The following is a 24,366-nucleotide window of genomic DNA, read 5'->3' on the forward strand; positions in this document are numbered from 1 at the left end:
TTTTTACGTTCTTGTCCCTTGCGCTTCGCCGCGGCTCCGGCTAGGAAGGCGTCATGACCCAATCTCCCGACTCCTCGCCTCCTGACGAAGGCCGCATCTTCGACGAGCCGCTGACCCGGGCCCTCGGGTCGCGTTATCTGGCCTACGCCATCTCGACGATCACCCATCGCGCGCTCCCGGACGTGCGCGACGGACTCAAGCCGGTGCATCGGCGCGTGCTCTACGCGATGCGTCAGCTGAAGCTCGACCCCTCGACGGGCTACAAGAAGTCGGCCCGCGTGGTCGGCGACGTGATCGGCAAATACCACCCTCACGGCGAGGCCTCGGTCTACGACGCCATGGTGCGCCTCGCGCAGGATTTCGCGACGCGCTATCCGCTGGTCGACGGCCAGGGCAATTTCGGCAACATCGACGGCGACAGCGCCGCCGCCCAGCGCTACACCGAAGCCCGCCTGACCGAAGTCGGCGCGGCGCTCATGGAGGGCCTCGACGAGGACGGCGCCGACATGCGCCCCACCTACGACGGCTCCGAAAGCGAGCCCGAGGTCATGCCTGCGGCCTTTCCGAATCTGCTCGCCAACGGCGCCAGCGGCATCGCGGTGGGCATGGCGGCCAGCGTGCCGCCGCATAACGCGGGCGAACTCTGCGACGCGCTTCAGGTCCTGCTGAAGAACCCGAAGACGCCCCTGGACGACCTGATCGCCCTGATTCCGGGGCCGGATTTCCCCACGGGCGGCGTCCTCGTCGAGCCCGCCGCCGCCATCCGCGAGGCCTACCGCACCGGGCGCGGCGGCTTCCGTCTGCGGGCGCGCTGGCGCACCGAGGATCTCGGACGCGGGCAATGGCGGATCATCGTCACGGAGATCCCCTATCAGATCCAGAAGGAGAAGCTCATCGAGCGGCTGGCCTCGCTGATCGAGGACAAGAAGTCTCCGCTTCTGGCCGACATGCGCGACGAATCCGCCGAGGACGTCCGCATCGTTCTGGAGCCGAAATCCCGCGCCGTCGCGCCCGAGGCCCTCATGGAGGCGCTCTTCAAGCAGACGGATCTGGAGACGCGCTTTCCGCTCAACATGAACGTCCTCGATTCCCGCCGCACGCCCCGCGTCATGGCGCTGGACGAAGTGCTGCAAGCCTTCCTCGACCATCGGCGCGAGGTGCTGCTCCGGCGCTCGAACCATCGCCTGAGCAAGCTGCGGACGCGGCTGGAGCTGGTCGAGGGCTTCCTGATCGCCTATCTGAATCTGGACCGGCTGATCGAGATCCTGCGCGGCGAGGAGGAGCCCAAGCCTCTGATGGTCGCGGAGTTCGGCCTGACCGACACCCAGGCGGAGGCGATCCTCAACATGCGGCTGCGCTCTCTGCGCAAGCTGGAGGAGATGGAGCTCCGCAACGAACGCGAGGCGCTGCTCAAGGAGAACGAGGAGCTGTCCGCCCTCGTGGAGAGTCCGGCGAAGCAGAATTCCCGTCTCTCCGCCGAGATCCGCGAGACGAAGCGCCGTTTCGGCCCCACGGCCAGAGGCGGCGCCCGGCGCACCGAGATCGCCGAAGCGCCGAAAATCGCGGCGCCCTCCCTCGAGTCCTTCATCGAACGCGAGCCCGTGACGGTGATCCTCTCCGAAAAGGGCTGGATCCGGGCGATGAAGGGCCATCTCGCGGCCGATTTCGAGGCCAAGCATCGCGACGGCGACAAGGAGGCCTTCCGCCTTCACGCCGAGACCACCGACACGCTGGTGGCCTTTTCGGCCAGCGGCAAGGCCTATTCCCTCGCGGCGGACAAATTGCCGGGCGGGCGCAGCCTCGGCGAGCCGGTGCGGCTCATGGCGGATCTGGCGAACGAGGACGAGATCGTGGCCCTGTTCGTCCCGCGCCCCGAGGGCAAGCGCCTTGTGGCCTCGACGGACGGACGCGGCTTCGTGGCGCTGGAGGCCAACATGATCGCCCAGACCCGGGCGGGGCGTCAGGTGCTGACTCCCGACGAGGGGGCCAGGGCGAAGCTCTGCGCGCCGGTGGAGGGCGACCATGCGGCGGCCGTCGGGACGAACCGCAAGCTGACGGTCTTCCCTCTGGAGCAGGTCCCGGAGATGACCCGCGGCAAGGGCGTGACGCTTCAGCGCTACAAGGGGGCGGAGCTGTCCGATCTGCGCACGCTGAATCTGGCGGAGGGCCTGAGCTGGACCGAAGGCGGCGGACGTCGGCGCCATGAGCCGGATCTGTCGGCCTGGCTGGGGAATCGCGGCGCGGCGGGGAGCATCGCCCCGCGCGGCTTCCCGCGCGACAACAGATTCGGCTGAGCCTTCAGGCTCCGGCGGAGGGTCGGGGCGCGGGGCGGCGCCTCGGGTTCAATCCGGCTGATCGGGCCTGCCCGCCGCGACCCAGGCCCGCAAGGCCGCGACGTCATGCGGAATCAGGCGATTGGGGCTCAGATGGGCCTGCCGGTGGCAGGTCGGGCAGAGAATGGCGAGATCCTCGGCGGAGCTGTCGCGCTCTCCCGCGCGCAGAGGGGTCTTGTGATGCGCGTCGAACATGCGCGGGTCGGCGTATGGGAAGCCGCAGGCCTCGCAGCGGAGACGTCCGCCATGGCGCTCCCGGTTTCGGCGCTTCGCCTCCCGGACGAGAGCGGGATTCCGCTCCGGCTCCTTCTGGAGCCTCCAGATCTCCTTGCCTTCCGGCGAGGTCGGGTCCGGAGCCTCCATCCTCCGTCCGGGCCTCTCTTCGGGCGGAGCGGAGGCCGGAAGGCTGAGAGCGCCTGCAGGCGGGGCCGCGTGGAGAAGGCCCGGAGGCGTCAGGATCTCCTTGTCCCGCCGGCCGGCGTACTGGATCCAGGCTCTTGCGCCGTCGCCCCAGCGGATGCGCAAGACCTCTCTGAAAGCCGAGAGATGGGGGAGAAGCTCCAGACGATAGAGATTCGCGTCGGCGGGGAGCTTCGTCCCGATCAGGGGGCACGGCCAGGCGATCTTGCGCGAATCCTCCCGAGCAGCGCGATAGAGGCCGACGAAGAGAACGCCGCCGTCAGGCTCCACGACGAAGCTGGCCCAATGCTCCGTCGAGCAGATTTTCTGAAAACGCCTTTCCTGCGTCGATTGATAGCGGTCGAAGGCCGTCCTGTTGGCGAGCCAGAGCCCATGAGGCGTGGGCGGCTTCGCCGTGGCGTGCCGCAGCAGGATGACTTCGCGGGGATCCAGGCCTTCGGCGCGGAGGAGGTCGTTGAAGGTGGTCATTCTCCTCTCTCTCCTTTCACTCCGCGCCGGGCGCGTCCTCAGAGGGTCGGGCCGCCGACGTTGGCGACGCGCAGGATGTTGGTCGATCCGGCGCGGCCGAAAGGCACCCCCGCGATGATCGCGATCTTGTCCTCGTCTCCGGCGAACTCATGCGCCCGCACGGCGCGCACGGCCTCGGCGACCGCCTCGCCGAACATCTTCACCTCGGGCACCTTCACGCAATGCAGGCCCCACACGAGGGTCAGCTTGCGCGACGTGGACTCCAGCGGCGTCAGCGCGAGGATCGGCACCCGCGGACGCTCGCGGGCGGCGGCCATGGCGCTGGTCCCCGAATGGCTGAAGCAGCAGATGGCCGCCAGCTGCGTCGTCTCGGCCACCTCGCGGGCGGCGGCGGTCATGGCGGCGGCGGTGGTGGCGGCGGCTGCGCCCCGGGCGGCCTCGACGACCTGACGATGCAGGGGATCCTGCTCGATGGTCACGGCCACGTCGTTCATCACGGTCACGGCCTCGACGGGATATTGCCCCGCCGCCGATTCCGCCGAGAGCATCACCGCGTCCGCGCCCTCGAAGACGGCGTTGGCCACGTCCGAGACCTCGGCGCGGGTGGGGGTGGGGGCCTCGATCATGCTCTCCAGCATCTGGGTGGCGACCACCACCGGGCGCCCGAGGCTGCGCGCCAGCCGCACGATGCGCTTCTGGGTGGTGGGCACCTGGGCCAGAGGCATCTCCACGCCGAGATCGCCGCGCGCCACCATCACGCCGTCGGACATCCGCAGGATGGATTCGAGATCCTTCACGGCGGCGGGCTTCTCGATCTTGGCCATGACGAGGGCGCGTCCGGCGACCAGCTCCTTGGCCTCGCGCACGTCGTCGGCGCGCTGGACGAAGGACAGGGCGATCCAGTCGGCGCCCAGCTCGCAGGCGAATTCGAGATCCTCCTTGTCCTTGGGCGTGAGGGCGGCCAGCGGCAGCACCACGTCGGGCACGTTGACGCCCTTGCGGTTGGAGATGACGCCGCCCACCTCGACGCGGGTTTCGGCGAAGTCCCGGCCGCAGGACTCGACCTTCAGCCGGATCTTGCCGTCGTTGACCAGCAGCGTCGCGCCGGGCTTCAGCGCCGCGAAGATCTCGGGATGGGGCAGAGGGGCGCGCCGGGCGTCTCCGGGCGTCTCGTCGAGGTCGAGCCGGAAGGGGGCGCCCTCCGCGAGTTCGGCGGCGCCGTCCTGGAACACGCCCACCCGCAGCTTGGGGCCCTGCAGATCGGCCAGAACCCCGATGGGCCGTCCGGTCTCGGATTCCAGAGCCCGGATATGCGCCATGCGGGCGCGGTGGTCGTCATGGGAGCCGTGGCTCATGTTGAGCCGGAAGACGTCGGCGCCTGCGAGGAACAGGGCGCGGATCTGGTCGTAACCGGAGGAGGCCGGGCCAAGCGTGGCCAGGATCTTCACATTGCGTCGACGCCTCATCGAACCCTCCTGGCGGCCAGCTGAAAGGGGCGGGGGGGCCGAACCCCCGCAGAGCCCCCTTCAGGCTCTATAGCGCAGCCAAAGCGCTTTGTCTCAAGCGCGGACGGGCCGATTCTTGCTTTGTCTGACGGAGGGCGGAAGAATCGGACCCGCCCGCCCCGCCAGAGGCCCGAAGCGCGCCTCCGCCCGCCCGGAGCGGTCTGCGGAACGGTCTCCGGAGCGGGCGCTCTTGCGGCCATTTGGAGCTTTACAGCCGCTGCGGGGGACGTCATGAGGAAGACCGCGCCCGCGCGCCGAGAGCCCGCGCGCCGAGAGAAGGACGCCATGACCGATTCCCACGCCGCCAACGGAGCCGCGCCGCGCTCCCACACCACGCTCGACGCCGCCTTCCTCGAGGCGCAGCGCAATCCCGAGGCCTCGCCCCGGTTCTTCGACGAGCTCATGGCCACCACGCTCTTCCTGCCCATCCACGAGGAGCCCGAAGAGACCGTCAGCGGCGGACAATCCATCTCGCCCATCGTCTTCGAGGTGGACGGCGAAGAGACCGTCCTCGTCTTCGACAGCGAGGAGCGCCTCGCGGAATGGGCCACCGAGCCGGTGAACTACGTCGGGCTGCCGGGAACGGCGATCTTCGAGATGTTCGACGGCAGCGAGCAGGTCGGCCTGAATCTGGGCGTCGCGCCTTCCTCCCTGATCATCACGCGCGAGAACGTGGAATGGCTCCACGAGCGCGCCCTCGAAGCCACCCAGACCGAAGAGGTGCCCGCGGGCGCCAGCCTGCGCGTCGAGCCTCCGACCGAGGCGCCGCGCGAGGCGGTGGCGGCCCTGACCTCGCGGCTGGCGGGCTTCCGCGCCGAGATCGAGGAGGCGACGCTCTTCCGGCTCTTCGTCGAGGGCGCCGACGGGCGCGAGACCAGCCGGCTGGTTCTGGCTCTGGCGCCGACGGCGCTCGGGGCCCATCGCGCCGACGAGGTGGCGGCGGCTCTGGCGAAGACGGCGCGTTCGTCCTTCTCCATCGCCGAGCCTCTGGAGGTGACGATCCTCCATCCGGGCTCGGAGCTGCTGGAGAAGGCCCGGAGCGTGGGTCTGCGCCTGCCGATCATCGATTTCGGCTCGCTGAACTGAGCGCAGGCGGGGAGCCTGGGCCGCGAGGCCTTGAGGCTTTCCGGAGGCTTTCCGCGCGGGAGGCCGTCGAGCGGTTTCCGGAATGTCGCGCGGTCGTGTTAAGAGATGTCGGGAGAAGGAGCGTCCGGAGGGTCCGACCCGATCCGGCGGCGCTCCGCAGGGAGGCGCGGCGATGTTCACCGGAATCGTGACCGATCTGGGCGAGGTGCTCGACCTGGAGCCCCAGGGCGAAGGCCTGCGGGTGCGCCTGAGGACCAGCCTCGACCTCGGGGACGCCCCTTCGGGCGCCTCCATCGCCTGCGCGGGGGTCTGCCTGACCATCACCGCCCGCCGCCGCGACGGCGCAGGCTGGAGCTTCGACGCCGACGTCTCGAAGGAGACGCTCGACAAGACGACGCTCGGGCTCTGGCGTCCCGGGCGGCGGGTCAATCTGGAGCGCCCGCTGAGGCTCGGCGACGAATTCGGCGGCCATGTGGTCTCGGGCCATGTGGACGGCGTGGGCGAGGTGGTTTCGGTCGCGCCGCAGCGGGACTCCAGCCGCCTGCGCTTCCGCGCGCCGAAGGGCCTCGCGCGCTTCATCGCGGAGAAGGGTTCGGTGGCCGTGGACGGCGCCTCCCTGACGGTCAACGCCGTCGAGGGGGCGGAGTTCGAGGTGAACCTCATTCCGCATACTCTGGCCGTCACGAGCTTCGGCGAACTGACGCCGGGTCTGCCCGTGAATCTTGAAATCGATCTGCTCGCCCGCTACGTGGCGCGTCTGAAGGACGCCGCCGTCGAGGGCGTCTGAGGGAGTTTGCATCATGGCCGAATCCGAGGCCCCCGCCGGCCCTCCGCCGAAGGTTCCCGCCGGCACGCGGGTTCTGCTCGTCGTGGCGCCCTTCTACCGCGACATCGCCGATCTCCTGATCGAGGGCGCCAGGGCGCGCCTGAAGGAGGCCGGAGCCTCCGCCGATCTGGTCGAGGTGCCGGGGGCTCTGGAGATTCCGGGCGCCGTGGCTCTGGCCGCCGGCTCGGGTCGCTACGACGGCTATGTGGGGCTCGGCTGCGTGATCCGCGGCGAGACCACCCATTATGAAACCGTCTGCGAGGAATCCGCGCGCGGGCTGATGGACCTCACCCTGAAGGGCGAGGCCGTGGGCAACGGGATCCTCACCGTCGAGACCCGCAAGCAGGCGCTCAAGCGCGCCAATCCCGAGAAGATGAACAAGGGCGCGGGCGCCGCCGACGCGGCTCTGGCGCTGATCGCGCTGCGGGCGCACTGGGGCGCGCCGGAGCCGGTCGGGGCTCGCAGGTCCAGCTTCGCGCCGGATTCGGAGCATATCGTGGTCGCCTCTGCGGGAGCGGGACGACATGGCTGATCCGGTTCCGGAATCTTCGGGGACGGACCCCTCGGGAGCTTCGGCTCCCGAGGAGAAGCGCCCGCAAAAACCCGGCCATCAGGAGAAGCGCCTGATGCGTTCGGCCGCCCGTCTCGGGGCGGTGCAGGCGCTCTACCAGATGGAGATGACCGGCGTGGGCTGGCGCTCGGCGCAGCTGGAGTTCGAAGCCCACCGGCTCGGGCGGGTGGTGGACGAAGCCGAATACCGCATGCCCGACCTCGGGCTCTTCCGCGAGCTGCTGCGCGGCGTGGTGGAGCGTCAGGGCGAGCTGGACCGGAGCATCGACTCGGTTCTGGCGAAGGACTGGCCCATCGCGCGGATCGACCCGATCCTGCGGGCGGTCTTCCGGGCGGCGGCCTACGAGCTGACCGCCCGCGCCGACGTGCCCGCCCGGGCGGCCATCGTGGAATATGTGGACGTGGCGCGCGCCTTCTTCGACCAGGGCGAGGAATCGCGCTTCGCCAACGGCGTGCTCGACGGGCTCGCGCGTCTGTTGCGCCCCGGCGAGTTCTGATCTCCGGAGCGGAAGCCTTGCGCTGAAAGGGAGCGGTCCTCGATCCGGCGCCGGGAGGGGCGCTCTCGTCCGGGATCTTCCGGCGCCCTTCTCAGGGGGCGCGTGATGACGCAGCTTCTCTTTCTTCTCGCCGGAGCGGCCTATCTTGTGCAGCTGGCTCTGTTCGCGCTGCTGCATCTTCGGGGCGGGCGCGACCCCGTCTCCGAGGCGGTGAGCGATTACGGCGTCGGGCCGGGCCGGCGGCTCTTCGCCCTTTACGGAGCGGCGGGAATCGCGGCGGCGGCCGCGCTCGCCGGGGCGCTGCTCGCGGATGGACGCTTTCCGGCGCAGGGCTGGCTCTATCTTCTGGCCATGGCGGTCCTGAGGCTCGGGGTTCTGGCCTTCCCGACCGATCTGGAGGGCGAGCGCCTCACGCGAAGCGGAAGGGCGCATTATCTCTTCGCCGTGGCGAGCTTCGCGCTGGCCTATATGGCCGTGGACGTCCTGTCGCCCTTCGCCGCGAGCCTGGCGGCGGAAGGGGCGCGGCCTCTGTTGAACGGCCTGGGCCGGGTCGTCGCGGCGTCTCTGGCGGGCGTCGTGATCTGCCTGATTCCAGCGTTGCGCCGGATCTTCGGGCTGGTCGAGCGGATTTTCCTGCTGTCGGTTCTGCTGTGGCTGGGGCTCTTCGCCTTCGCCATGGCCTGACTCCGCTCAGGAGGCTCCGCCTTCCAGCAGCCCCGCGACCCGCACGCCGAGATCCTCCATCTCCTCGTCGCGGACGCCCTCGGCGCGCAGGGCCTCCAGCGTGCTGAAGAGATAGTCCGGATTGGGTCCCCGCCGCCCCTGGGCGCGGGCGATGATCGCCGCCTGCTCCGCGAGGCTGAGGCCTCCGGCGTGCTGCGGATGCCCGAGGCGCGCCAGATAGCAGACCGCCTCCGCCGCGCCGCCCGCCTCGTCGAGCAGCCGGACGGGCCGCCAGGCCTCCTCATAGGCTCCGGTCACGAGCTCGCGCGCCCTCAGCCCCGCGAGAGTCTCCTCGACGGCCCCAGCCGCCACCCGGAAGGCCACTCCCCGACAGGTCGCGCCTTCCGTGGGCTCGAGGGTCAGCACCAGCCCCGGACGCTCCGCCGTGCCCCGATATTCCGTAGACCACAAGGCGAATCTCCGGGCGCATCCCTCCAGCAGCGCGGGACGGCGCTCCACATGGGGAAACCCGGGATTCCACATCAGCGAGCCATATCCGAAGACCCACAGATCCTGTTGCAGCGCCATATTTCTCGCTCCTCGCCTTCTCATGAGCCTGCGAAAGCCTTATATAGGGGCCCGGTGTGAGGAGGGCGAAACTTCGCCGAAGGAGCGTGCATATGGGTAAGATGGGCAAGGGCCTTGTCGCGGTGGTCGCTTTGGCCGCAGCCGCCTGGGCTGGCGGCTGGTTCTACGTCAAGGGCAAGATCCCTCAGGCCATCGCGCAGCAGACCGCCGCGCTGAAGGCTCAGGGTCTGGAGGTCGCCCATGGCCCCGTCACCGTGACCGGCTTCCCCTTCAGGCACGACGCCCGCATCGAGAACGTCGTGGCGACCGCCACGCGCGATCAGCTCGGGCAGAAGGTCGTCGCCGCGACGACCATTCCCTGGATCGAGGGATCCTGGGCGATGTTCTCGCCGAGCAAGGGCCGCGTCACCGGGATCGCCGAGACCTCCAGGGTCGACGTGACCATGGGCGAGCGCCGCTTCGCGGGCGATCTGAAGATCGCGAACCTGCGCGGCGCCGTGGACGGCTCCGATTCTCGGGCCGCGGCCTACGACCTCGCCGCCGATTCGTTCGGCCTGACGCTCGCGGGCGCCCTCACCGACGCGCAGAAGCTGCTGCCCGGTCCGCGCGACGTCTCCGTGCGCACGGGCCCCGTCACGCTGAAGGGGACCACCGGCGGCGCCGAGACCTTCGAGAACGTCCTCGCCGATCTGGTCACGACGGTCCGCAGCTCCCAGCCCAACCCCGACTTCACCCAGGAGGGCCTGGTCGAGAGCGTGGCGACGCTCGGGCTCTCCAGCCTGACCGCCCGGGGCTCGCGCCAGGGCGAGACCCGGACCGGCGAACTCCTGCTGCCCGCGCTGATCGACCTGAAGGTCAAGACCGGCGAGCTCCCCGAGGTCGCCATTCCGATGAAGTCGACCAACGCCCGCCTGAACTTCGTCGACGCCCCCGAGAAGATCGACTTCACCCTGAGCGGCGACGCCCTGAGCTACGCCATGACCCAGAGCGAAGGCCCCATCTCGGTTTCTTCGGACGCCGGCTACGGGAAATTCGAGTTCAAGGGCCATGTGGGCAAGGCGACCCTCGCCGAATTCGACCCCGCCAGACTCGAAGCGGGCGCGATCCCCGATTTCTCGAAGGTGGATTTCCGCGTCGCCTACAAGGCCGACGATTCCCACGTGCTCATGAAGTCGACGCCCAACGAGGCCGCCGAGCCCGATCCCTTCAACGCCATGCCGCCCATTCCGGCCTTCGATCTGGACGTCCGGACCGGCCGGAGCGACGGCGTGATCGCCGTGGAGAAGGGCGTCTTCGATCTTTCGGGCGTTTCGGCGGCCAACGTCTTCACCTTCTCCGGCCCCGCCGAGGTCTCGGGCGAGATCGGCAACATGGTCGCGAAGATCAACGGCCCGCTGCTCGCGGCCGAGGCGCCGCAGCCTTTCGTCGTCGAATACGACCTCGACAAGGTGACGCTCAACGAAGGCGCCTGGGATCTGATCGATCCCACCGGAGCCCTGGACCGCCAGATCAACCGCCTGCGGCTCGCCTTCTCGGGCGACCTCACGCTGAACGCCAGCCTCGGCGATCAGGAGACGCTGGAGGCGGCCATGGCGGCGGGCAAGGAGCCCGTCTTCCCGAACCGCGTCAAGATCGACGACGTGACCATCGACGCCCTGGGCCTGGTGGCCAGGGCGAGCGGAGAAGCCGCCTTCGACGCCGCGAATCCCGCCGCTCCGCCCCGGGGCGCGGCCGTCGCGAGCCTCCGGAACTGGAGCCCCTTCCTGACCTCTCTGGCGAACGCGGGCTTCGTGCCCCCGGACGCCGTCGGCATGGCCGAAGGCATGATCGGCATGCTCGGCGAGACCAACGAGGCGGGCGAGACCATCTTCAACGTGGTCGCGGGCGAAGACGGCGTGCTGACGGTGAACGGCAATCCTCTGGGCGAGCTGCCGGGGATCGGCGGCCCCTCCCTGGAGCCCTCTTCCGATGACGAATGGCCTCTGGAGGAGGAGCTTCCGCTCGACGAGGAGGAGTTCGACGGCGTCGAGGAGCAGGAGCTTCCGCCGATCATCGAGGCGCCCGCGCCCCTGACCCCCGGGATCGCGCCCGCGCCCGCCATCGCCCCCGAAGCTCCGGCTCCGGTGGAGACCGCTCCGCAGGAGGCCGTTCCCGCGCCTGCGCCTGTCGCTCCCGGAACCGAGGGCAGCCTTCAGGATCTGCGCCAGAACCTCGAACAGGGGGCTCACGAGCTCCATCAGGAGGCCGGACAGGAGCTCCAGCGCCTTGAGGAAGGCGCGCGCGAGAGCCTCGAAGGGCTTCAGGAGGCTCTCCCCGGCGGCGAGCAGATCCGCCGCGACGCCGAACAGGGCGTCGAGGGCCTTCAGCAGGGCCTCCAGGACATGCGCGAGGGCCTGCCGAGCGTCGATCAGCTGCGTCAGGGCGCCGAGGAAGGCGCGGAGCGCCTCCAGCAGGGCGTCGAGGAAGGCGCGGATCGTCTCCGGCAGGGCGTCGAGGAAGGCGTCCAGCGCCTGGAGAACGGCGTCGAGCAGCTGCGCGAAGAGGTCGATCCGACCCATCCGAGCACCCATCAGTAAGCCCGCGACGCGGCCTTGAACGTCGCCCCCGACCCCGCGCGGGTCGGGAGGCGGCCCGCAGACCGCAGGTCGGGACGAAGACGAATCGGAACGGCGCCGGAGGGCTTCCTCCGGCGCCTTTTTTCATGTCCATGGGCGGGGAAGGGGCGGAGGCCCGCGCGATCCGCAGGGCTCAGCCCTCCAGCACCGAGCCTTCCAGCGTCTCGCGCACGCTCAGACGCAGGGTTCCGGGCGGCGCGGCCTCGAAGAGCCGCATCTCGGCGCCGGTCATCCAGACCTGGGCCCCCAGATCCGCCAGAGCCTGAAACAGCGCGGCGCGGCGTCCGGCGTCGAAATGGGCGGAGATCTCGTCGAGCAGCAGCACCGGCGGCGCGTCGTCGAACTCCGCCAGAGCGCGGGCGTGGGCGAGGATCATCCCGACCAGAAGCGCCTTCTGCTCTCCCGTGGAGCAGAGCGCGGCGGGCGTCTCCTTCCCGACGTAGACGGCTTCGAGATCCATGCGATGAGGCCCGATCAGCGCGCGGCGGGCTGCGGCGTCGCGGGGGCGGCCCTCGGCGAGGCGGCGGCGGAAGGCGGCCTCGGTTTCTTCGGGGGAGAAGCCCTCGGCGAGCGCCGCTTCCGGCAGGCCGGTCAGATTCAGGCGGGCGACGGGGAAATCTTCGGAAGCCTCCTCCGCGGCGGCGCTCAGGCGGCGCAGGGTCTCCATGCGGGCGGAGGACAGCGCCGTTCCGGCGCGGGCCATCTCGTCTTCGAGGGCGTCCAGCCAGCGGGAATCGGCGCGGGGATCCTCGAGCAGGCGGTTGCGTTCGCGCATGGCCCGCTCATAGGCGAGGGCGCGCTCGCCATGCTCCGGGACGAAGGCCAGCGTCAGGCGATCCCAGAAGCGGCGGCGGTCGCCGGGAGATTCGAGAAACAACCGGTCCAGCGCCGGAGTCAGCCAGACCAGCCGCGCCGGAGCCCCCAGAGCCGAACGCCCGAGCTCGCGGCCGTCGATGCGCGCGAGTCGGCGGCCTTCGGGATCCGCGCCGACGCGCAGCTCCGCCGAGTCGGCCTCGATCTCCGGCGCGCGCCAGAGGGCTTCGACGGCCCAGCCCGCGCGTTCGGGACGGCGGGCGAACTCCTCCGGCGAGGCCCCGCGCAGGCCTCGCCCCGGCGCGAGCAGCGAAAGGGCTTCGAGGAGATTGGTCTTGCCCGCGCCGTTGGGGCCGGTCAGCGCGACCGAGGCTCCGTCGGGAATCTCCAGCTGCAGGGCGCTCCAGGAGCGGAACCGCGCCAGACGCAGCCTCAGAGCCGCCCGCGCCGGAGCCCCGCCCGCCATCACACGCGCATCGGCATGACGACGTAGAGCGCGCTTTCGTCCTCGCCGTCGCGGGCGAGCATGGGCGCGTTGGGATCGGCGAGGAAGAAGGCCGCGTCGCCCTTCTCGATCTGCCCGAGGATGTCGAGCAGATAGCGGGCGTTGAATCCGATCTCCAGCGGCGCGGCGCCATAGCCGACGAGCAATTCCTCGGCGGCGCTGCCGCTGTCGGGGCTGATGACCGAGAGGGTCAGCTTGTCCTCCTCCAGGGTCAGCTTGACGGCGTTGGTCTTGTCGGTGGCGACGGTGGCCACGCGGTCGACCGCGGCGGCGAGCAGCTTCGGATCGGCGTGCAGGCGCTTGTCGTTATGGCGCGGGATGACGCGCGAATAATCGGGGAAGTCGCCCTCCACCACCAGAGAGGTGAGCACCACCGGTCCGCAGGCGAAACGCACCTTGTCCTCGGAGATGGAGACCTCGACTTCGGCTTCGGCGTCCTCCAGCAGCTTGCCCAGCTCTGTGACGGTCTTGCGCGGCAGGATGACGCCCCTGGCGGGCATGGCCTCGGCGCCCGAGGGCGGATCGGTCTCGATGCGGGCGAGGCGATGGCCGTCGGTGGCCACGGCCCGCAGTCGCCGCAAGCCGCCCTCGGCCTGGGCCAGATGCAGATAGACGCCGTTGAGGTAATAGCGCGATTCGTCGGAGGACATGGCGAATTTCGCCTTGTCGAGCATGCGCTTGAGCGCCCCCGCCTTCATGACGAAGCGCGCGGCGTATTCGGCGGTGGCCATGCGGGGGAAATCGGCGTCGGGCAGGGTGGCCAGCTCGAAGCGCGAGCGCCCGGCCACGATCTCCAGACGCGCGGCGGCGGGATCATGGCTCAGCGAGATCTGCGCGCCGTCGGGCAGCTTGCGGATGATCTCGTGGAGCGTCTGGGCGGGCGCCGTGGCGCCGCCCGGGGTCTCGACCTGGGCGGCGGCGCTCTCGACGGCCTCGACGCCGAGGTCCGTGGCGGCGAGGGTCAGGCGTCCGTCTTCGGCGCGCAGCAGCACATGGGCGAGGATGGGCATGGTCTGCCGCCGCTCGACGACGCTTTGCACATGGCTCAGAGCCTTCAACAAGGCGCCGCGTTCGAGAATCGCCTTCATGGAGCCGTCCTTCGCGCTGATCCGACCGTAAATCCGGGTTTTGGGGCCGCAGATTATCCGCCCGATCCGCAAAAGACCAGAATCTTGCGCGCGTTCCGCAGGCGGGATTCGCGCCCCGCCGAGCCTCCCGGCTGGCTGTTCGGCCGCCCGTTCGGCCGCCCGTTCAGCCGCCTGTCGCGAGGGCGCGGGCGAAGACCGCCGGATCGACGTTGCCGCCCGAGGCGACCACGATCACGGCCTCGCCCCGGATCGCCTCGCGCCGGAAGAGCGCCGCCGCCAGAGAGGCGGCTCCGCCCGGCTCCAGCACGATCTTCAGCCGCGCGAAGGCGGCGGCCATGGCGCGCAGGGCCTCTTCGTCGCTGACGGCGAGGCCGGGTCCGAAGGCGCGGCGGCCGATGGCGAAAGGCAGAACGCCGGGGCTCGGCGACATGAGCGCGTCCTGAATCGAGCCCCCCACGGCGTGATTGCTCCGGATGGCGCCGGCCTCCAGCGAGCGCGCCCAGTCGTCGAAGCCTTCGGGCTCGGCGGTGCGGACGGTCAGGCCCGGCGCGCGCTCGGCCAGAGCCAGAGCAACCCCCGAAGCCAGTCCGCCGCCCGAGCAGTTGACCAGGACGCTGGCCTCCGTCACACCCGCTTCAAGGGCCTGATCGGCGATCTCCAGCCCGACCGTGCCCTGTCCGGCGATGACGAAGGGGTCGTCGAAGGGAGGCACGAGCGTCAGGCCGCGCTCCTCGGCGAAGCGGCGGGCGATGGCGGCGCGATCCTCGGTGCGGCGGTCGTAGAGGACCACCTCGGCGCCGTAACGGCGCGTGGCCCCGATCTTGGCGGCGGGGGCGTCCTTCGGCATGACGATCACGGCGGGCATGTCCTGGAGCTTCGCCGCATAGGCCACGCCCTGAGCGTGGTTCCCCGAGGAGAAGGCGACCACGCCGCGCGTGCGGGCCTCGCCCTGGAGCGCCGAAAGCCGGTTCCAGGCGCCGCGGAACTTGAAGCTGCCCGTCCGCTGGAGGCATTCCGCCTTGACCAGCAGGCGGCGTCCGGCCTGTTCGTTGAGGAAGGGATCTTCAAGCAGCGGCGTGCGGCGGACGACTCCGGCCAGCCTTCCGGCGGCGGCGAGGACGTCGCCGAATCCCGGCGGCGCGAGGTTCGCGGCGGCGCTCACAGGACGCGCTCGCGCGAATCGAGCCGCGCCAGGAAGGCGTCCAGCGCGTTGAGCGCCTCGGGCTCGTCGAGGAAGGGCACATGCCCCCGGCCCCGCACGGTGGCGGTCACGAGGTCGGGCTTCACGCGGCGCATCTTCGCCACGGTCTCCAGAGTCAGCAGATCGGAGTTCTCGCCCCGGATCAGCAGGGTCTCCTTGTCGGCGAGGGCGCGGAACTGCGGCCAGAAGTCTCCGCCGGGCCCCGATTTGGCGGCGGCCAGGGCGGCGTCGCGCATCCTGGGGTCGTAGTCGAGCTCGATCCGGCCTTCGGGAGTCTCGCGGAAGCTGCGCCGGGCCCAGGCGAGCCATTGCGCTTCGGTGATCTGGAAATCGGCGGCGTTGTTGACCTTCAGGGCGGCCACGGCGTCGGCCCAGGTTTCGAGCGGCTCGGGCCGGATCCCGAGATAGCCGAAGATCCGCGCCAGACCCTGAGGCGCCAGCTCCGGCCCGACGTCGTTCAGGGCCACGCCCCGCACGAGGTCCGGGCGCACGCCGTTGAGGATCAGCGCCTGAAGTCCGCCCCGCGAGGTGCCGATGATGGCGCAGGGGCGGCGCAGCTCGTTGGAGACGAGCTGCAGCACGTCGCCCACCTCGACGATGAGGTTGTAGTTTTCGAATTTCGGATCGTGGTCCGAGGCCCCGCGCCCGCGCGCGTCGAGCGTCAGCACGCGGCGATCCGCGGAGAGGCGGCGGGCGAGCTGGTCGAAATCCTTGCCGTTGCGGGTCAGGCCCGCGAGGCAGATCACCGGGGTGCGCTGGGAGAAGGGCGAGCCGTAATCGCGGAAGGCGAGGTTCAAGCCGTCGGCCGCGCGGAAGCTTCGGGCCCGATGGCCCTCTTGCGCCGATTCCATAGCCCCCACCCCATCTTGCGCGGCTTGCCTGCAGTCCGTCCGGAGACCCCGCAACGCCCCATTCCGGGACGGAGAGTAACGCAATCGGCGCGCAAGGCAAGGGAAAAGGAACTCGCCTCTCAGGCGTATCCGCGGATTCTCCGCGTCGCGCCGCGCAAGAGGCTTCAGGCCAGGAGATTGAATATGTTCACGAACATCGAAGGCCCTTCAGGCACCGGGAGGGCTCCGGCGCCTTTTCCGGGCGGAAAAACCGTTTACCGTTGGGCGAGTCGATGCTCTGGAGCGGGCTCTCCCAAACGGAAGCGGTAAACGTAATAGCCTTCCACCACGCGCTGAACGTAATTGCGCGTCTCCGAGAAGGGGATCGATTCGATCCAGTCCACGGCGTCCACGCCCGCCGCGCGCGGATCGCCCAGAGCGCCGATCCACTGACGCGCCCGGCTCGGTCCGGCGTTGTAGGCCGCCGCCGCCAGCACCACCGAGCCCTCGAACTGATCGAGCATCCGCTCCAGATAGCAGGCCCCGAGCCGGATGTTGGCGGCGGGGTTCCCCGTGAGCGACGCGGCGTCCGAGGGCGCGCCGACCACGCCGCCGACTTCGCGGGCGGTGGGCGGCATGAGCTGCATCAGCCCGCGCGCGCCCGAGCGGCTGACGGCTTCGGCGTTGAATTCGCTCTCCTGACGGATGATGGCGTAGATGAAGGCGGGCTCCACCCTGGATCCGCAGCCCGAACGCGCGGGCAGGGGAGCCAGAGGATAGGAGGCGTTGGGCAGCAGCACGCCCTTGATCAGGGCCTGTTTGCCGACCGCCACGCCCGCGCCCCAGAGTTCGGCGTCGAGGGCGGCCTGTCCGACGCTGCGCAGCCCCGGTTCGTCGAGATTGCGCGCCAGAGCTCCGAAATACTCCTGGGTCCGGCGGGCGTCGCCGGAGGCCGCGATGGCGAATCCCATGCGCGCCGCGTCGCGCCAGTCGGCGGGGGGCGGAGCCTCGGCTCCGGCGGCGGCGGGCGCGCGCAGACCGTCGACCGGCGCGCCGCCGAGCTTCGTGGCCGCGAGCTGGCCGTAGAAGGTGGTCGAGAAGGCCGCCGCCCTCTGGCGCCAGACGCGGGCCGCCGGAGCGTCTCCCGCGCGGGCCGCGGCCTCTCCCGCCCAATAGGCGCCGCGCGCGCGGCTGATGGGCATGCGGGCGGTGTCGTGGATGCCGCCGAAGAGACTCCGCGCCGCGCCGAAGTCGCCCGTATGGCGCAGGGCCATCCATCCGGCGAACCAGTCGAGTTCGGCCTGATCGCCGCCCGGCGCGAGTCCATGGGGCGTGGCGAAGTCGAAGGCCCGCCGGTATTGCTTCGCCTCATAGGCTTGGCGCGACCAGATCCGCCGCCTTTCGGCCCAGCGCTCCGGCGCGCCGAGCTTCCCTTCGCGGGTGGCTTCGAGCAGCATGGCCTGAGCCTCGGCGATCAGGCCGCGTCCGTTGCGCCAGACCATCCGCCCGTGCGCCACGCCCGGATGGGCCCTGAGGGCGGCGGGCAGGGCGGAGAGCAGGGCGTTGGCCTGATCCTGGCCGCGCAGCAGCGCCAGCCGCGTCTCCGCGAGCCGCCGCGCCTCGGGGCCGACCAGCGGCAGCATGCGTTGCGCCTCGGCGAGACGGCCGTCCCAGAGCAGACGCTCCAGCCGGGCCTCGTGCGCCCCCCGGGAGAGGGCGTCGCCATGACGGGCGGTCATCTCGCGCTCCTCGCCCGCGTCGAAGACCAGCCCCGCCCAGGCCCGCGCGGCGACCGCCGCGGCGTCGGCGGCCCGACCCTGCGCCTTGAGCGCGTCGGCCAGGCGCAGCGCGCCCCGGGCCGTCAGGGGAGCGTTGGCGCCGAAGAAGGCGACCACCTGCGCCGGAGGCGTGGCGGCGGGCGTCTTGCGCTCGGCGATGCGGCGGATGGCGGTTTCGGCGGGCCAGCCGCGATGCTCGGCGAGCCATTCGGCGGCGGAGTCGAAATCGGCGGCGCGTTCGTCCTGCAGGCGCAGCCAGCGGACCATCTGCGGCCCGGCGGCGTCGCCCGAGCGATGGGAGGCCGTGGCGGCCGTTCCCCAGTCGCCCTTGTCGGCGGCGACCCGGGCGGCGCGCAGTTCGCGCCCGGCCGCGTCGGAGAATTCGCTCAAGGGATGGGCCGACGCCTGCGTCGCCGCGCAGAAGCCCGCCAGAAAACCCGCCAGAACGCCGATCCGCCTCATCGCCATCACAATCCCGATTCTTCGCGCGGGGCGCCCTGAAGCGCCATGGGGTCGTCGCGCGCCGCGCCTGCGGGCCTTCAGCGCGCCTCGTCTTCGTCGGTCTCCTCCGGCGGCGGGGCCGCCATGGAGAGCAGGGCTTCGAGGGGCGCCTGGAGCAGCGCCTCCCGATGGGTCGCGGCGAGCACCACCTTCGGAGCGGCTCCGGCTTCGTAGGCCTCGCGCCAGCGCGAGGCGCAGAGGCACCACCGGTCTCCGGGCTTGAGTCCCGCGAACCGAAATTCGGGCCGCGGAGTTGACAAATCATTGCCGCGCGTCTTGGAGAAGGCGAGAAACTCCGCCGTCAGCACGACGCAGACGGTGTGGGAGCCTAGATCCTCGACGCCCGTGTCGCAACAGCCGTTGCGGTAAAATCCCGTGAGCGGCTCGCGCGAGCAGGATTCCAGAGGCCCGCCCAGCACGTTGCGCGAGGGCGCGCGGCGGCGGATCACGATCACGGGAGGATTGGGGGGGCCGCTCATCCGGAATCTCCGGCCGGGGATTCCGGCGTCAAGAGGGGTGGGGGGAGGTCAGTCCTTGAGGCGCATGACCAGGCTGGAGGTGTCCCATCTGCCGCCGCCCATCTTCTGGACGTCGGCGTAGAACTGGTCGACCAGGGCGGTCAGGGGCAGTCTGGCGCCGGTGCGGCGGGCCTCGTCGAGCACGATTCCGAGATCCTTGCGCATCCAGTCCACGGCGAATCCGCGATCCGGCTGGAAGGCGCCCGAGGCCAGCCCTTCGGCCATCCAGCCGTGCCGGTTCTCCATCTGCCAGCTTTGGGCCGCGCCCTTCGAGATCACGTCGATCACGGCGCCGGAATCGAGGCCGGAGGTCTCGGCGAAGGCCAGCGCCTCCGCGAGTCCCTGGACGACTCCGGCGATGCAGATCTGGTTGACCATCTTGCAGAGCTGCCCCGCGCCCGAATCGCCGAGGCGCCGGCAGAGCTTCGCATAGGCGGCCATGACCGGCTCGGCGCGGTCGTAGACGGCCTGGTCTCCGCCGCACATGATCGCGAGGGCGCCGTTCTCGGCGCCCGCCTGACCGCCCGAGACGGGGGCGTCGAGGAAGGCGAATCCGCGCGTCGCGGCCTCTGCGGCCAATTCGCGCGCGACCGCCGCCGAGGCGGTGGTGTGGTCCACGCAGACGGCGCCCGGCGCCATGGCCGCGAAGACTCCCTCCGGCCCGAGGGTCACGGCGCGCAGATCGGCGTCGTTCCCGACGCAGATCATGACGAACTCCGCGCCCTGGGCGGCCCGGGCGGGGGTCGGGGCGCTGGCTCCGCCATGTTTCGCGACCCAGGCCTGCGCCTTCGCGGGGCTGCGGTTGTAGACGGCGACCTCATGGCCCGCCCGCTTGAGATGTCCGGCCATGGGGAAGCCCATGGCTCCCAGACCGACGAAGGCCGTCCGCGCCATGATCCGCGCTCTCCTTCCGCATGAGGCCCGCCCGAGGTCCGGAAAGCGTGGTGCTCCCCCTATCGTTTTGCGCCGCTTCGAGCCCCGCATGGAGCGTTGACCGCTTCGCGCAGGACGGATACGCCCCCAAGGTGGCGGGGCGCGGCCTTCGGGTCAAGCCCGCCGGGCGCAGGTGAGCGGCCGGCGACATGGCGGCGGGAGCGGCGATGGGAGGATTTCTGCGGGCGGTCCGGCGGCTGACGACGGCTCTGCTTCTGGCGGGCGCGGGCGGGCTTCTGCTGGCCTGGTTCCTGGCCTCCCGGTCCCTGCCGGACTACGGCGGGCGGCGGATCGCGCCGGAGCTTTCCGCCGAAGTCGAGATCCTGCGCGATTCGCGGGCCATGCCGCATGTCTTCGCCTCCAGCGAGGCCGACGCCTTTTACGCGCTCGGCTACGTCCACGCCCAGGACCGTCTCTGGCGGATGATTCTCGCGCGCAAGACGGCGCAGGGGCGTCTTGCGGAGCTCTTCGGGCCTTCCGCCCTCGGGCTGGACGAATATCTGCGGGCCCTGAATCTCTCCGGACGCTCCGAAGCCAGCCTGCGGGCGCTGAATCCGGCGACGCGGCGGATTCTGGAGGCCTATGCGGCGGGGGTGAACCTGCGGCTTTCCGAAGCCCGCACGGGCCTCGGGCGCGGCGCGCCGGAGTTCTGGCTCCATCCCGATCCGCTGGAGGACTGGCGGCCCGCCGATTCCGTGGCTCTGCTGAAGCTCTTCGCGCTCGGGGCGAGCAAGGCCCAGGCGGAGGAGCTGCGTCGGGCGCTTCTGCTGAACCGTCTGCCGCCGGAGCGGGCGCTTCTCGTCTTCGAGGCCGAGGGCGCGGCGGATCTGCCGCCGCCTCCGGCGGAGATGGGTCCGCCTCCGCCTCCGCCGGGTCCGCCTGCGCTGCGTTCGCCGCCGCCGGTCCCCGACCGCGACGCCGAGCGCCTGGCGCCTCATGTGGGGCTTGCGGCCCTGACGAGTCCGGGGGCGGCGGGAGCCTCCAACGTCTGGGCGGTGAGCGGCGCGCGCACGGCGGCCCGCACGCCGATTCTGGCCAACGACCCGCATCTTCCCCTGACGGCCCCGACGCAATGGCACATGGCGCGGCTCCAGGCGCCTGGACTGCGCGTGATGGGCGCGACCCTGCCTGGAGTCCCGGCGGTGATCTTCGGGCGCACGGCCCGCGTGGCCTGGGGCGGGGCGGCGCTCGGGGCGGATGATCAGGACCTCTTCATCGAGCGCATCGCGCCGGGCGACGGCTCGGCCTATCTGACGCCGGAGGGGGCGCAAGCCTTCCTGGAGCGCCGCGAGACCCTGAAGGCGCGGGGCGCGGCCTCGCGCGAGGTCGCGATCCGCGAGACGCGCCACGGCCCGGTGCTGCCTCTGGAGCTCTTCGACCTCGCGGCGATCACGCCCGAGGGCCATGTCCCGGCCCTGGCCTGGACGGGGCTCGCCGAGGACGACACGACTCTGGACGCCTTTCTCGGGCTGAACCGCGCCCAGACCCTCGAAGACGCGCTGCGGGCTTCGGAAAGGATCGTGGCGCCGGCTCTGGCTCTGGCGGTGGCCGACGAGGGCGGCGTGGCCATGACGGCGGCGGGCCGGGTGCCCCTGCGCCCCGAGGCGAGCCGCACGCGCGGCTATCTGCCCGCGATGGGCTGGACCGGCGAAGGCGACTGGCTCGGCTGGATGGAGCCGGAGGATCTGCCGCGCAAGGTGCGTCCGCCGGAGGGCCGGGTGGCGGCGGCCAACGCCCGCATGGGCGCCGAGGCCTATCCGCGGCACATCTCCTTCGACTGGGACGCTCCGTGGCGTCTGGCGCGGATCGAACGCCTGCTGGAGCGCGACCCCCAGACGGCGGCGGGCTTCCGCCAGATCCAGAACGACGTCGGCTCCGACATGGCCATCGCGGTTTCGCCCGTGATTCCGGGTCCGCTCTGGAAGGCGGAGTCCGAGGGGCCGCCGCCGACCGATCCGCGCCGTCTGCGCCGTCTGGAGGCGCTCAAGCGGCTGATGCTCGAATGGAACGGCGAGATGCGCGCCGAGGCCGCCGAGCCGCTGATCTTCACCGCCTGGCTCGACGTGCTGACCGGCCGTCTGCTGAAGCAGGGTCTGGGCGAGGCTGCGGCGCGTCTGCCGGGGGCGCGTCCCGAATTCCTGCTGCGGGTCTTCGAGGCGGGTCCGGTCGGCGAGGCCTGGTGCGCGGCGGCGGGATCCTCCTCGGCGCGCGGCTGCCAGGATCTGGCGGGGGAGGCTCTGGACGAGGCGCTCGACCGGCTCTCCGCGACCTGGGGCCCCGACCTCTCCGCCTGGCGCTGGGGGCGGGCGCATCCGGCGATCCACCAGCACGACCCTCTGGGCGAGCGTCGGCTTCTGGGGCTGGATCTCGGCTGGATCTTCGACATCGTGCATGAATCGGGCGGCGACGACCACACGATCAATCGCGGCCTGATGCGCTGGACCGGCCCGCAGCCTTACGCCAACCGCCATTCGGGCGGCTATCGGGCGATCTACGACTTCGCCGACCTCGACCGCTCGCTCTACGCCCTGAGCACGGGGCAGAGCGGCCATTTCCTGTCGCGCTTCTATGCGGATTTCTCGATGCTCTGGCGGGCGGGGGATTACGCGACGCTCTCCATGCTGCGCGAGGACGCCGAGGCGGGCGCCGTGGGCGTGATGCGCCTCACGCCGCCATAAACCTTTCAGCCTGCGTCCTGCGGCCAGGCCTCGCCCATGCGGGGGCGCCATTCGGGCTCCGCCAGGGGCGGGCCGACTTGATGCCCCTGGGCGTAATCGAGGCCCGCCCGGCGCAGCGCTTCGAGATGCCGGGCCGAGCGCGCCCCCTCGCCGACGGTCTCCATCCCGAGCGTCCGCGCCAGAGCCCCGAGGCTCTCCAGCAGCCGCGCGCCCTGAGCCGATTCCGTCGCGCGCTCGACCAGGGCGGCGTCGATCTTGAGCAGATCGGCGGGCAGGGCGGAGAGCCTTTCGAGATCGCTGTGGGCGGCGCCGAAATCGTCGAGGGCCACGCGGAATCCGGCGGCCCGCAGGATCTCCAGCCGCCGCGCCGCCGCGCCGGAATCGCCGAGGGCGGTCGATTCGGTGATCTCCAGCACCAGCAGGCCGGGCGCGCAGCGCGCCTCCGCGCAGAGCCGCAGGGCCATGTCGGGGAAGTCCTCCGCCTCCAGCTGCTGCGGCGCGACGTTCACCCCGAGCCGGAAGCCCGGCGCGGCCTCCCGGCTCCAGCGGCAGGCGGCTTCGGCGGCCATGCGCAGCGCGGCTTCGCCCAGAGGCCGGATCAGCCCGCGCCGCTCGGCGACGGGAATGAAGCTCGCCGGGCCGGGCGCCTGAGCCGCCGTCAGCCGCAGCAGGGCCTCGGCGCCGGAGATCCGTCCTCCCCGCAGATCCAGCAGCGGCTGGAAGAGCAGCGTCAGCCCCTGATCCTTCAGCGCGGCGCGCAGGAGCGCTTCAAGGGCGGAATCGGCGCGCGTGAGCTCCCGGCGCAGCCGCGTCCGGGCCTGGACCGCCGCCGCCCGCCAGATCCCGAGGTCGCGCCGCGCGGCCGCGGGCCTCTCGACGGCGGCCCAGCCCATGGCCAGCTCCGGTTCGAGCCTCAGGCCCCCCACCGCCAGAGAGCCCGAGAGCCGCGTCCTCATCCGCTCGCCGAGCGCCCGCGCGCCCTGGGAATCGGCGGCGGCGGCCACGAGGAATTCGAAGCTCTCCCCGAAGCGGGTCCGCAGACGGTCTTCGGGCCTCAGCCCGTTGCGCAGCCGCGCCCCGAGCGCCGCCCCCGCCGCCCGCCTCAGCGCCGGATCCCGGAGCCTTTCGGCCTCCTCGCACTGGAAGCGGGCCGAAAGCCGGACGAGCGCGCAAGGCGCCTCGCCTTCGCCGCGTCCCCGCCGGAGGCTTCCCCGTCCATCAGATCCCACAGAGCTTCACCCGCGTCGCTTCGCCTGGATTCCGGCGCGTCCGGAGCCTCTGGCGGAAATATCCGGATCACGTGAATTCGGCGGGCATCATCGCGTGAGCGGCGCGTCTTCCGCAAGCAGGGAAAAGAGGAGATGATCCTCCGGACGCCCGTTGACCTCCAGATAGCCGCGCGCGAGCCCCTCCTGCTGGAAGCCCAGACGCCGCAGCAGGCGCTGCGAAGGGAGGTTGGCGGGCAGACAGGCCGCCTCCAGCCGCCGCAGCCCGAGTCTCTGGAAGGCGTGGGTCCGGGCGGCGGCGACGGCCTCGGTCATGAGTCCGCGCCCGGCCCAGGCCTGGCCCATCCAGTAGCCGATCTGCGCCGAAGAGGCCGCGCCGCGCCGGATCTGGGTCATGGAGAGCCCCCCCACCACCTCCTCGCGCCGCTCGCGCAGGAAGAGCAGCCAGAACCGCGCGCGGTCGGCCTCCATCTCGGCGCGCATCCAGGAGAGCCGCCGCCGCCAGGACGAACGCCCGAGATGGTCGCTCGGCCAGAGCGGCTCCCAGGGCTGGAGGAATTCGGCGCTGGCCCGCCGCACGGCGATCCAGGATTCGCCGTCGGCGGCGCGGGGCGGCCGCAGGATCAGCCGCGCCGATTCGAGCCTGTCGGCTTCGCGCGCCGGCGGATCGGGCGGCTCCACCGCCTCCCGGATCCTCCGCAGAAGATCGAGGGGCGCGCGCATC

20 protein-coding genes are annotated in these 24,366 nt (G+C 71.3%); 8 read left to right on the plus strand and 12 right to left on the minus strand.

Annotation, left to right across the window (positions count from 1 at the left end; all coding sequences use genetic code 11):
- Nucleotides 1–53: 53 nt before the first annotated feature.
- Nucleotides 54–2,294 (plus strand): DNA topoisomerase IV subunit A, encoded by a 2,241-nt coding sequence (parC, locus tag PHN62_RS01365; protein WP_300145194.1) that lies wholly within the window; start codon nt 54–56, stop codon nt 2,292–2,294.
- A gap of 48 nt (nt 2,295–2,342) precedes the next feature.
- On the opposite strand, the gene PHN62_RS01370 is transcribed toward parC, so the two are convergent.
- The gene (locus tag PHN62_RS01370) at nt 2,343–3,221 is read right to left on the minus strand and encodes an HNH endonuclease (RefSeq protein WP_300145197.1); all 879 of its coding nucleotides are present in this window, start codon (nt 3,219–3,221) and stop codon (nt 2,343–2,345) included.
- Nucleotides 3,222–3,259: 38 nt separating this feature from the next.
- Nucleotides 3,260–4,687, minus strand: coding sequence for a pyruvate kinase (pyk, locus tag PHN62_RS01375; RefSeq protein WP_300145200.1), 1,428 nt, complete (start codon nt 4,685–4,687; stop codon nt 3,260–3,262).
- Nucleotides 4,688–5,011: 324 nt separating this feature from the next.
- Between pyk and PHN62_RS01380 the strand changes: the two genes are divergently transcribed.
- The 5 genes from PHN62_RS01380 to PHN62_RS01400 all read left to right on the plus strand — a co-directional run bounded on the left by PHN62_RS01380 (nt 5,012) and on the right by PHN62_RS01400 (nt 8,389).
- Nucleotides 5,012–5,812 (plus strand): SseB family protein, encoded by an 801-nt coding sequence (locus PHN62_RS01380; protein WP_300145203.1) that lies wholly within the window; start codon nt 5,012–5,014, stop codon nt 5,810–5,812.
- 172 nt (nt 5,813–5,984) lie between these two features.
- Nucleotides 5,985–6,599, plus strand: a complete 615-nt coding sequence (locus PHN62_RS01385) for a riboflavin synthase (RefSeq protein WP_300145206.1) — start codon at nt 5,985–5,987, stop codon at nt 6,597–6,599.
- A 13-nt stretch (nt 6,600–6,612) separates the two neighbouring features.
- Nucleotides 6,613–7,170 carry a 6,7-dimethyl-8-ribityllumazine synthase gene (locus tag PHN62_RS01390; RefSeq protein ID WP_300145209.1) on the plus strand — a complete coding sequence of 186 codons (558 nt, stop codon included), beginning with the start codon at nt 6,613–6,615 and terminating at the stop codon, nt 7,168–7,170.
- On the plus strand, nt 7,163–7,705 hold the full coding sequence (gene nusB, locus PHN62_RS01395; protein WP_300145211.1) for a transcription antitermination factor NusB: 543 nt from the start codon (nt 7,163–7,165) through the stop codon (nt 7,703–7,705). The genes PHN62_RS01390 and nusB overlap by 8 nt, the downstream gene beginning before the upstream one ends.
- A 105-nt stretch (nt 7,706–7,810) precedes the next feature.
- Nucleotides 7,811–8,389 carry a DUF998 domain-containing protein gene (locus PHN62_RS01400; RefSeq protein WP_300145213.1) on the plus strand — a complete coding sequence of 193 codons (579 nt, stop codon included), beginning with the start codon at nt 7,811–7,813 and terminating at the stop codon, nt 8,387–8,389.
- Between the two features lie 6 nt (nt 8,390–8,395).
- Here the strand turns inward: PHN62_RS01400 and PHN62_RS01405 are convergent, their stop codons facing one another.
- Nucleotides 8,396–8,956 (minus strand): gamma-glutamylcyclotransferase, encoded by a 561-nt coding sequence (locus tag PHN62_RS01405; protein WP_300145216.1) that lies wholly within the window; start codon nt 8,954–8,956, stop codon nt 8,396–8,398.
- Between the two features lie 92 nt (nt 8,957–9,048).
- Between PHN62_RS01405 and PHN62_RS01410 the strand changes: the two genes are divergently transcribed.
- On the plus strand, nt 9,049–11,532 hold the full coding sequence (locus PHN62_RS01410; RefSeq protein WP_300145218.1) for a DUF2125 domain-containing protein: 2,484 nt from the start codon (nt 9,049–9,051) through the stop codon (nt 11,530–11,532).
- 172 nt (nt 11,533–11,704) lie between these two features.
- Here the strand turns inward: PHN62_RS01410 and recF are convergent, their stop codons facing one another.
- From recF to PHN62_RS01445, 7 genes are all read right to left on the minus strand, one after another.
- Nucleotides 11,705–12,850 carry a DNA replication/repair protein RecF gene (gene recF, locus PHN62_RS01415; RefSeq protein ID WP_300145221.1) on the minus strand — a complete coding sequence of 382 codons (1,146 nt, stop codon included), beginning with the start codon at nt 12,848–12,850 and terminating at the stop codon, nt 11,705–11,707.
- A complete protein-coding gene (dnaN, locus tag PHN62_RS01420; RefSeq protein ID WP_300145224.1) occupies nt 12,850–13,977 on the minus strand; it encodes a DNA polymerase III subunit beta in 1,128 nt (375 codons plus the stop codon). The genes recF and dnaN overlap by 1 nt, the downstream gene beginning before the upstream one ends.
- 163 nt (nt 13,978–14,140) lie before the next feature.
- Complete coding sequence (locus tag PHN62_RS01425) at nt 14,141–15,139, minus strand: threonine/serine dehydratase (RefSeq protein WP_300145229.1); 999 nt, start codon at nt 15,137–15,139, stop codon at nt 14,141–14,143.
- Entirely contained in the window at nt 15,136–16,029 is an 894-nt protein-coding gene (locus PHN62_RS01430) for an alpha/beta hydrolase (RefSeq protein ID WP_300145232.1), read from the minus strand. Before PHN62_RS01430 ends, PHN62_RS01425 begins: the two co-directional genes overlap by 4 nt.
- A 254-nt stretch (nt 16,030–16,283) precedes the next feature.
- The gene (locus tag PHN62_RS01435; RefSeq protein ID WP_300145235.1) at nt 16,284–18,254 is read right to left on the minus strand and encodes a lytic transglycosylase domain-containing protein; all 1,971 of its coding nucleotides are present in this window, start codon (nt 18,252–18,254) and stop codon (nt 16,284–16,286) included.
- A 71-nt stretch (nt 18,255–18,325) separates the two neighbouring features.
- Nucleotides 18,326–18,766, minus strand: coding sequence for a DUF2237 domain-containing protein (locus PHN62_RS01440; protein WP_300145239.1), 441 nt, complete (start codon nt 18,764–18,766; stop codon nt 18,326–18,328).
- A gap of 48 nt (nt 18,767–18,814) precedes the next feature.
- Nucleotides 18,815–19,699: an NAD(P)-dependent oxidoreductase gene (locus tag PHN62_RS01445; RefSeq protein ID WP_300145242.1), complete on the minus strand. Its 885-nt coding sequence runs from the start codon at nt 19,697–19,699 to the stop codon at nt 18,815–18,817.
- Between the two features lie 206 nt (nt 19,700–19,905).
- Between PHN62_RS01445 and PHN62_RS01450 the strand changes: the two genes are divergently transcribed.
- Complete coding sequence (locus tag PHN62_RS01450; RefSeq protein WP_300145245.1) at nt 19,906–22,416, plus strand: penicillin acylase family protein; 2,511 nt, start codon at nt 19,906–19,908, stop codon at nt 22,414–22,416.
- Between the two features lie 5 nt (nt 22,417–22,421).
- Here the strand turns inward: PHN62_RS01450 and PHN62_RS01455 are convergent, their stop codons facing one another.
- The gene (locus PHN62_RS01455) at nt 22,422–23,645 is read right to left on the minus strand and encodes an EAL domain-containing protein (protein WP_300145248.1); all 1,224 of its coding nucleotides are present in this window, start codon (nt 23,643–23,645) and stop codon (nt 22,422–22,424) included.
- 87 nt (nt 23,646–23,732) lie between these two features.
- A complete protein-coding gene (locus tag PHN62_RS01460; protein WP_300145250.1) occupies nt 23,733–24,365 on the minus strand; it encodes a GNAT family protein in 633 nt (210 codons plus the stop codon).
- Nucleotide 24,366: the final 1 nt, after the last annotated feature.

Origin of the sequence: Neomegalonema sp., assembly GCF_028688855.1 — a bacterium.
Taxonomy (GTDB): domain Bacteria; phylum Pseudomonadota; class Alphaproteobacteria; order Rhodobacterales; family Rhodobacteraceae; genus Neomegalonema.

Bases quoted from the DNA above. Each gene is read 5' to 3' on its own strand.
- pyk (WP_300145200.1), bottom strand. From the start codon at position 4,687: ATGAGGCGTCGACGCAATGTGAAGATCCTGGCCACGCTTGGCCCGGCC.
- PHN62_RS01460 (WP_300145250.1), bottom strand. From the start codon at position 24,365: ATGCGCGCGCCCCTCGATCTTCTGCGGAGGATCCGGGAGGCGGTGGAG.
- recF (WP_300145221.1), bottom strand. From the start codon at position 12,850: ATGGCGGGCGGGGCTCCGGCGCGGGCGGCTCTGAGGCTGCGTCTGGCG.
- PHN62_RS01385 (WP_300145206.1), top strand. From the start codon at position 5,985: ATGTTCACCGGAATCGTGACCGATCTGGGCGAGGTGCTCGACCTGGAG.
- dnaN (WP_300145224.1), bottom strand. From the start codon at position 13,977: ATGAAGGCGATTCTCGAACGCGGCGCCTTGTTGAAGGCTCTGAGCCAT.
- PHN62_RS01430 (WP_300145232.1), bottom strand. From the start codon at position 16,029: ATGGAATCGGCGCAAGAGGGCCATCGGGCCCGAAGCTTCCGCGCGGCC.
- PHN62_RS01410 (WP_300145218.1), top strand. From the start codon at position 9,049: ATGGGTAAGATGGGCAAGGGCCTTGTCGCGGTGGTCGCTTTGGCCGCA.
- PHN62_RS01400 (WP_300145213.1), top strand. From the start codon at position 7,811: ATGACGCAGCTTCTCTTTCTTCTCGCCGGAGCGGCCTATCTTGTGCAG.
- PHN62_RS01390 (WP_300145209.1), top strand. From the start codon at position 6,613: ATGGCCGAATCCGAGGCCCCCGCCGGCCCTCCGCCGAAGGTTCCCGCC.
- PHN62_RS01450 (WP_300145245.1), top strand. From the start codon at position 19,906: ATGGGAGGATTTCTGCGGGCGGTCCGGCGGCTGACGACGGCTCTGCTT.
- PHN62_RS01380 (WP_300145203.1), top strand. From the start codon at position 5,012: ATGACCGATTCCCACGCCGCCAACGGAGCCGCGCCGCGCTCCCACACC.
- parC (WP_300145194.1), top strand. From the start codon at position 54: ATGACCCAATCTCCCGACTCCTCGCCTCCTGACGAAGGCCGCATCTTC.
- nusB (WP_300145211.1), top strand. From the start codon at position 7,163: ATGGCTGATCCGGTTCCGGAATCTTCGGGGACGGACCCCTCGGGAGCT.
- PHN62_RS01370 (WP_300145197.1), bottom strand. From the start codon at position 3,221: ATGACCACCTTCAACGACCTCCTCCGCGCCGAAGGCCTGGATCCCCGC.
- PHN62_RS01440 (WP_300145239.1), bottom strand. From the start codon at position 18,766: ATGAGCGGCCCCCCCAATCCTCCCGTGATCGTGATCCGCCGCCGCGCG.
- PHN62_RS01405 (WP_300145216.1), bottom strand. From the start codon at position 8,956: ATGGCGCTGCAACAGGATCTGTGGGTCTTCGGATATGGCTCGCTGATG.
- PHN62_RS01435 (WP_300145235.1), bottom strand. From the start codon at position 18,254: ATGGCGATGAGGCGGATCGGCGTTCTGGCGGGTTTTCTGGCGGGCTTC.
- PHN62_RS01445 (WP_300145242.1), bottom strand. From the start codon at position 19,699: ATGGCGCGGACGGCCTTCGTCGGTCTGGGAGCCATGGGCTTCCCCATG.